The following is a 1440-nucleotide window of genomic DNA, read 5'->3' on the forward strand; positions in this document are numbered from 1 at the left end:
TGAACTGCCCCATAAAAGTTGGACATAAAAATCCAACTTTTATGGGGTGTTTTTATGGTCAAATTTACGAAGGCTTTCAAAATTCATGTGGCCGAACGCTACTTGACGGGCAAAGACGGATGCACAACGTTAGGAAAAGAGTTCGGGGTGGACCGTAAGAAAGTCAGTCAATGGGCACTCCTCTATGAGCGCTGGGGCGAGACGATCTTCAATCCGTCCTATACAGCCCACTCGCCGGCGTTTAAACTAAGGGTACTAAACGATATGGCGGACAACGGGCTGTCCTTGATCGACGCGGCCCTGAAGTACAGGCTGTCCTCTCCCGGGATGATCTCCAACTGGCGATCCACATACGAACGGGAGGGGCCCGAGGGCCTGGCCGCCAAGCCGAAAGGACGTGCCCCGATGCCGAGACGGAAGAAGCAGGAGCCCAAAGAGATGACGGAGGTCGAGAGGCTCAAGGAACGGGTCGAGTTCCTCGAGATGGAGAACGCAGCGTTAAAAAAATTGAAAGCCTTGGTTCAAGAAGAGGAAGCGCGACGAACGGGATCAAGGCCCAAGTGATCGACGAGCTACGGGCCACCTATCCTGTACCGGGGCTCCTTCAGGTGCTCGATATGGCTCGAAGCGTCTACTATTATTGGCGGACGCGCCTGACGGCCGATGACAAGTATGCGGACGTGAAGGAAGCGATCCGGACCCTCTTCCACGAACACGAAGGACGTTGTGGCTATCGGCGAATCCATGCGCTACTCGAGCGCCAAGGTTTCAGGCACGACCCGAAAACAGTGTTGCGTCTTATGGACGAGCTCGGTCTCAAGTGCCTCGTCCGCATGAAGAAATATCGTTCCTACAAGGGAGAGGTCGGAACGATCGCAGCGAACCTCCTCGAACGGGATTTCCAGGCCACAGGCCTAAACCAGAAGTGGGTGACCGATGTCACCGAGTTCCACCTTTTCGGGGAGAAACTCTATCTCTCACCGATGATGGACCTGGCAAACCGTGAAATCATCGCCTATACGATGTCAGATAAGCCTAAGTATCCATTCATCGGCGAGATGTTGGACCAAGCCATCGCGAGACTCGATAGCGATAGAAGGCCGATCCTCCATTCTGACCAAGGCTGGCAATACCAATTTCGAGCGTTCACGGCGAAGCTTCGCGAACACGGCATCACCCAAAGCATGTCCCGAAAGGGCAACTGTCTCGACAACGCGGCCATCGAGAGCTTCTTCGCCGTGCTCAAGTCCGAGCTACTCTATCTCAGGAAGTTCGAGGACATGGCTCATTTCAAACAGGAGCTCGAGCGCTACATCGAGTACTACAATCATCGTCGCATCAAGAAACGACTAAAAAACCTGAGCCCGGTGGAATACCGGACCCAGGTTCTCGAAGTCGCCTGACAAATTATTTAGTGTCTAACTTTTTTGGTTCAGTTCA

2 protein-coding genes are annotated in these 1440 nt (G+C 53.4%); both read left to right on the top strand.

Annotated features, from left to right (window positions below; all coding sequences use genetic code 11):
* Positions 1-54 precede the first annotated feature (54 nt).
* A complete protein-coding gene (locus tag EVJ21_RS15590; RefSeq protein WP_071398550.1) occupies positions 55-564 on the top strand; it encodes a helix-turn-helix domain-containing protein in 510 nt (169 codons plus the stop codon).
* Entirely contained in the window at positions 561-1403 is an 843-nt protein-coding gene (locus EVJ21_RS15595) for an IS3 family transposase (RefSeq protein WP_370259235.1), read from the top strand. Before EVJ21_RS15590 ends, EVJ21_RS15595 begins: the two co-directional genes overlap by 4 nt.
* The last annotated feature ends 37 nt before the right edge of the window (positions 1404-1440 follow it).

Origin of the sequence: Exiguobacterium sp. SH0S2, from assembly GCF_004337185.1 — a bacterium.
In the GTDB taxonomy this organism is placed as follows: domain Bacteria; phylum Bacillota; class Bacilli; order Exiguobacteriales; family Exiguobacteriaceae; genus Exiguobacterium; species Exiguobacterium aurantiacum_A.

What these genes read in the sequence shown, in the direction of transcription:
- EVJ21_RS15590 (WP_071398550.1), top strand. Translation starts at nt 55, where the DNA reads ATGGTCAAATTTACGAAGGCTTTCAAAATTCATGTGGCCGAACGCTAC.